At 69.2% G+C, this 6,296-nt stretch carries 4 protein-coding genes; all 4 read right to left on the bottom strand.

Annotation, left to right across the window (positions count from 1 at the left end; translation table 11 throughout):
• Positions 1-1,228, bottom strand: a 1,228-nt coding sequence (locus AC27VN_RS29440) for a DUF2169 family type VI secretion system accessory protein (protein ID WP_490878832.1), incomplete at its 3' end; no start/stop codon positions are given.
• Positions 1,229-1,273: 45 nt separating this feature from the next.
• The gene (locus tag AC27VN_RS29435; RefSeq protein WP_296798780.1) at positions 1,274-1,735 is read right to left on the bottom strand and encodes a hypothetical protein; all 462 of its coding nucleotides are present in this window, start codon (positions 1,733-1,735) and stop codon (positions 1,274-1,276) included.
• A 14-nt stretch (positions 1,736-1,749) separates the two neighbouring features.
• Positions 1,750-4,143, bottom strand: coding sequence for a type VI secretion system Vgr family protein (locus tag AC27VN_RS29430; RefSeq protein ID WP_490878831.1), 2,394 nt, complete (start codon positions 4,141-4,143; stop codon positions 1,750-1,752).
• 15 nt (positions 4,144-4,158) lie between these two features.
• Positions 4,159-6,296 (bottom strand): type VI secretion system ATPase TssH (tssH, locus tag AC27VN_RS29425; protein ID WP_490878830.1); only part of this gene is annotated, 2,138 nt, incomplete at its 5' end.

Raw genomic sequence — 6,296 nt, 5'->3', positions numbered from 1 at the left:
GCACCGGCAGCGGCGCGAGGTACTCGGCGGGGTCGAGCCCCTGCGCGAGCAGCTCGGCGCGCTGCTGCTCGTGGTGCCGGCGCATGCCGGCCTGCAGGTTGCGCGGCAAGGGCTCGGCCAGGGTGTCGGGCATGCGCATCGCGGTCCATTCCGCGAGCAGCGCGCGCGGCACCAGGTCGCTGTCGCGCAGCACGTGGACGGCGCTCTTTTCCGGATCGATGCGCTTGCGCAGCACGTCGGCGTAGTGCGCGTCCGTGCGCGGCGCATCGGGCAGTTCGAGCGACGGCATGATGTGCTTCACGTCGGCCGCGTCGTCCTCGCGGATCGGCGTCGAGCCGTGCCACACCAGCACCACGCGCTCGCGGTCGGGAAAGAACCAGGCGGTGCTGAGCCCGAGCTCGACCCGGCGCAGCTCGCCGACCTCTTTGTCGAAGTTGAGGTGGCACACGGCCTGCCACGGCGGCAGGTGGCCGCGCAGCACCGGGATGCTCGGGTGCATGTTCCAGATCTCGTAGGGCGCGCCCGCGGGCAGCGCCGGCTGGCCGAAGCGCTGCTCGGGGCCGGCGGCATTGAAGAAGCGCCAGTCGAGGTCGTCGGCGAAACCCGGGAAGCCGTTCTGCAGCCAGGCGTCGTCGTAGCGCGTGCCGACCAGCGCCATGCGCTGCGGCGCGTCGGGCAGCAAGCCCGAGAACGAGGCCGGCCGCGGCCGCTGCCCGCGGCGCTGGATCTGCTGCCCCACCACCTCGACGTTGGGCAGCCGGCAGGTCGGCACGCCGTTGACGAGCTCGTCGACCGTGCCCAGGCCCAGCGGGTTCTCGGGCACGTCGGGACCGCCGAAGGCATGGCGCCAGTCCAGGGGCATCCGCTCGAACGCGGCCGGCTCGGTGATGTGGCCACCGAGCCAGAAGCGATCGCCGAACACGGCCAGCGAACGATCGACCGTGCCCACGCGCAGCCGCGCCGCGCAGCGCGTCTTGTCCTCCTGGTGCGCGGTGTAGGCGAAGCCGCTGGCCAGCACCTCGGCCTCGCCCTTGGGCATGCTCATGTCGAGCACGCTGCCGGGGTCGAGCACCTCGCCCGCCATCTGCCAGAGCTCCTGCTCGGGCTGCAGCCGCGGCTCGGCCTCCAGGCTGGCGCAGGCCAGCACGGCGATGCCCAGGTGATCGCCCGAGCGCCAGCGGTAGGGGCGGGTGAGCAGGCTGAGGCGAAAGGGCTTGACGATCTTCAAGGGTCGGTTTCGAAAGGGAAGGCTGCGCGCGATGCCGGCGCGGGATCAGAAGGAAAAGCCGGCCGGCCCGGCGATCGGCGAGATCACCAGGTCGGTGGCGGGCGAGGCGGAGGCGAAGCGCACGAGCACCGGACGGCCCACCGCGTACAGCGGCAGCTCGTTGAGCATCACCACCTGCTGCACGCCGACCTGGCGCTCGATGCCGCCGCGGTCGGCGAAGCGCACGGTGAGGTTCATCAGCGGGCTGGTGTCGCTGTAGGCATCGCCGATCTCGCTGCCGACGATCACGCCCTGCGCCTGCGCGTCGAAGCCGCGGCTGCGTGCCTCGCGGCGGCGGATCTCGAGCAGCTCCCAGGCGCCGCACAGCAGCGCCGAGCCCGCGAACATCAGCGCGATGCAGGGCAGCGCCAGCCACATCGGGAAGGTTTCCAGCGGCACCAGCATCGGCACCAGGCCCGCGGCCACCAGCACGGCACCCAGGACCCGGATCCAACGTCGGCGGGGCATGGCGGTCGCTGCCATCACATGATCAGCACCAGGATCTTGATGTCCACGTAGATCGGGCCGATCGAGATCTTGGTTTCGGTCTTCTGGTTCAGCGCGCGGTTCGACCAGCGGTAGGCCTTGATGTCGAAGCTCGCGCCGCCGATGTTGGTGGAGGCCAGGTTGAAGGTCTCCGACAGCGAGGCGTAGGTGAAGGAGTTCACGAAGGCGATCGAGAACAGCAGCGGCGCCTGCGAGCGGATGTAGCTCGAGGCCTTGGTGGTGGCGCTGCCGCCGGCCACGGTCTCGATGCTGCCGTCGTACTTGTTGGTGTGCTTCTCGGTCGAATGCAGCAGGATCTTCTTGGCCTTGACGTTGAAGTCGGTCTCGGCCTCGATCGACACGTTCTTGGCCCAGCCCTTGTAGTCGCCGGCCGAGACGGTGGAGGTGTGGTTGCCGGTCGAGATCGTCTCCGTGAGGCCGTCCTTGATCGTGTCCTTGCCGCCGCCGCTCAGGATGTCGCGCTCCCACCCGGTCTTGTAGCTCTCGAAGCGCTTGCCGGTCCAGGTCTCCAGTCTGGAGTCGCCGGTCTTGACGTGCTCGATCATGCCCTCCTTCACGTCCACGTGCAGCGCCTGGTCGAAGGTCTCCTGCCGCAGGTCGGCCATCACGTGCACCTCGGAGCGCCCGGTCTCGACCGTTTCCTTGGCGCCTTCCTTGGTCGTGATCTCGATGCTGTTGTTGAAGAAGTGCTCGGTCTTCTTCGTCACCTCGAGCTTCGAGCCCGACTTGTAGATCGCGTGGTCGAGGCCCTCGTTGACCGTGGTGGTCCGCGCCTGGTCCACGGTCAGCTCGTCGTTCTTCTGGACGTGGGTGGTGCGGTTGCCGTCCACCGTGTGGGTCTCGTCGTTCTCGACCTCGATGACGAAGTCCTTCTGCGCATGGATCTTGATCGACTCGTTGCTCGGGTCGTCGTCGATCACGAAGTGGTTGGCCAGCTCGCCGTTGCCCTTGATCGTGCGGCTGATGAAGCCGCTGACCGTGGCCTTGGCCGGCAGCTCGAGCGGCGGCATCTGGTCGGCGTTGTATACGCGGCCGATGATCAGCGGCCGGTCGGGACAGCCGGCGATGAAGTCGACCACCACCTCCTGGCCGATGCGCGGATGGTTGACCGCGCCGAAGTTCGAGCCGGCCCAGGCGCTCGACACGCGCACCCAGCACGAGCTGTCCTCGTTGCGCTGGCCGTAGCGGTCCCAGCGGAACTGCACCTTCACGCGGCCGTACTTGTCGATCCAGATGTCCTCGCCGGCCGGCCCCACCACGGTGGCGGTCTGCGGCCCGTTGGTGGTCGGGATGCGCGTCACGCGCGGCGCGCGGTAGGGGAACGAGGTCGGCTGCACGCCGAACTGGAAGCCGTAGTCGCCGTCGCCGTTGCCCGAGGCGTAGCCGCCCTCGCGCAGGTTGTAGAGCACCGAGACGATCAGGTACTCGCGGTTGTCCTCGTCGCGCGGCGCGTTCTGCATCGTGAAGCGGTAGCCGGGCGCCATGCCGCGCACGGTGGCGTGGCCGATGTCGAGCTCGGCCTGGGCCTGCGCCTCCTCGAGCCGGATGCGCGCATAGTGCTCGCCCTGGCCGGCATCGCTGTAGCCGCCGAGCCATTCGTACATCTCGTACTGGCCGTGGTCGTTGCCGCGCGGCTGGCTGCGCGTGGTGAGCAGGTCGGCCTTGGGCTTCTTGAAGTCGAAGTCGTCGACCACGTAGGTGCCGGGACGGATCTCCTCGGTCACCTCCCACTGGTCGATGGCCTCGCGGCCCGGGTCGCCCACGCGGTCGGTCGAGACGTAGCTGATCCTCGGGTACTCGGGCAGCGTCTCGTGCGCGCTCATGTCGTCGGCCAGCACCAGCGTGTGCTGGTTCTTCTCGTGCTTGAAGAAGTAGTAGATGCCCTCGTGCTCCATGAGCCGGCTCACGAACGCGAAGTCGGTCTCCTGGTACTGCACGCAGTAGTCCCACTGCCGGTACGAGGCCGTGAGCTTCTTCTCGAGCGCGAAGCCGTACTCGCCGAGCACCTCCTCGAGGATCTCGACCACCGACTTGTTCTGGAAGATCTTGCAGTCGCTGGTGCGCGTGAGATACCACAGCCACGGCCGCACCGAGGCGCGATACACCATGTAGCGCGACGAGGCCGCGTCGCGCCCGACCAACGTGAAGCGCGTGATCTGGCCGTTGAGGTAGCGCGGCGTGCCGGTGAGCGTCTTGATCTCGAGCGTGAGCGGCTTGCCGAGCATGGCCTTCATGTCGACCGAGGTGTTCGGGCTCAGCAGGTCGACCTCGAACTCGAACAGCTGGGACAGGCCCTCGCTGCCGTGCATCGAGCGGAACAGCAGCTGGTCTTCTGCGAGCGGTGTGTGGGCGGTGACGACACGGGCCATGGCAACTCCCTTCGCTTAGCTGGCTTCGGAAAATTCGTAGTGGAAGTCGTCGCCCTGCGCCGAGAGTTCGACGCCCGCGAGCTTGCGCGCACTGACCGTGGCGCCGATGACTTCCTCGCTCAATCGCGGCAGGATGGTGTGCGTGAGGATCGCATCGATCATCCGTCCGCCCGACTCGATGGCCGTGCACCGGCGCGCCACCAGCGCCACTGCGCTGTCGGTGTAACCCAGGGCGATGCCGTGGTTGGCCTGCAGCCGCGCGGCCACGCGGTCGAGCTGCAGCCGGATGATGCGGTGCAGCGCATCGGCATGCAGCGGGTAGTAGGGCACCACCACCAGCCGCCCGAGCAGCGCGGGCGCGAACACCTTGAGCAGCGGCTCGCGCAGCGCCTGCGCCAGCGGCTCGGGGTCGGGGCGCAGCACCGGGTCCTCGCACAGCTGCATGACCAGGTCGGTGCCGACGTTCGAGGTCATGATGATCACGGTGTTGCGGAAGTCGATGTGGCGGCCCTCGCCGTCCTCCATCCAGCCCTTGTCGAAGACCTGGAAGAAGATCTCGTGCACGTCGGGGTGGGCCTTCTCGATCTCGTCGAGCAGCACCACGCTGTAGGGCCGCCGGCGCACCGCCTCGGTCAGAACGCCGCCTTCGCCGTAGCCCACGTAGCCGGGCGGCGCGCCCTTGAGCGTGGAGACGGTGTGCGACTCCTGGAACTCGCTCATGTTGATGGTGACGAGGTTCTGTTCGCCGCCGTACAGCGCCTCCGACAGCGCGAGCGCGGTCTCGGTCTTGCCCACGCCCGAGGGGCCGCACAGCAGGAACACGCCGACCGGCTTGTTGGGGTTGTCCAGCCGCGCGCGCGCGGTGCGGATGCGCCGCGCGATGGTGTCGAGCGCATCGGTCTGCGCGACCACGCGCTGCGACAGGATCTCGCCGAGCCGCAGCACCGACTGCGCATCGTCGCGCACCATGCGCCCGATCGGAATGCCGGTCCAGTCGGCCACCACCGTGGCCACGGCCTGCGCGTCGACCGCGGCCAGGATCAGCGGCGATTCGCCCTGCAGTTGCGAGAGCTTCTGCTGCGCCGCGTCGAGCTCGGCGCGCATCTGCTCGGGCGAGGCCTCGGGCTCGGCGGGCGCTGCCGCTTCGCTTTCTTCATCGCCATCCTCGGCGACCTCTTCAGCCTGCGCTGGCACCGCCGCCGGCGAGAGCCGACGGCGCAACGCCACGATGCGCTCGACCAGCTCGGCCTCCTCAATGCGCCTTTGCTCGAGCGTCGCGAGCTCGGCCTTGGCGGCATCGATCTGCGCCGCGATGTCCTGCACGCGCTGCGCCTCGCCGACGCCGATCGCGGCCTCGCGCTGCGCGATGCCCGACTCGATGCCCAGCACCTCGATGCGCCGCTGCAGGTCCTCGAGCGCGGCCGGCAGCGCATGCTGGCTCAGCGCCACGCGCGCGCAGGCGGTGTCGAGCAGGCTCACGGCCTTGTCGGGCAGCTGGCGCGCGGGAATGTAGCGGTGCGACAGGCTCACGGCGGCCTCGAGCGCGGCGTCGAGGATCAGCACGCCATGGTGCTTCTCGAGCTCGGCCGAGATGCCGCGCAGCATGATCACGGCCTTGTCCTCGGTCGGCTCCTGCACCTGGATGGTCTGGAAGCGCCGCGTGAGCGCCGGGTCCTTCTCGATGTACTTCTTGTACTCCGACCAGGTGGTGGCGCCGATGGTGCGCAGCCGGCCGCGCGCGAGCGCGGGCTTCAGCAGGTTGGCGGCATCGCCGGTGCCGGCGGTGCCGCCCGCGCCCACCAGCGTGTGGACCTCGTCGACGAACAGCACGATGGGCTTCGGGCTCTTCTCGACCTCGTCGATGACCTGCCGCAGCCGCTGCTCGAACTCGCCCTTGACGCCCGCGCCGGCCTGCAGCAGCGTGGGATCGAGCACCCACAGCGAGACCTCGCGCAGCGAGGGCGGCACGTCGCCCGCGGCCAGGCGCTGGGCCAGGCCCTCGACCACCGCGGTCTTGCCCACGCCGGCCTCGCCCGTGAGCAGCGGATTGTTCTGGCGCCGCCGCATCAGGATGTCGACGATCTGGCGGATCTCGTCGTCGCGGCCGTAGACCGGATCGAGCTCGCCCGCGCGCGCCTTGGCCGTGAGGTCGC

It is taken from the genome of Variovorax sp. 20P10.2.4 (assembly GCF_058244205.1).
This window is presented reverse-complemented; position numbering and strand designations above follow the sequence as displayed.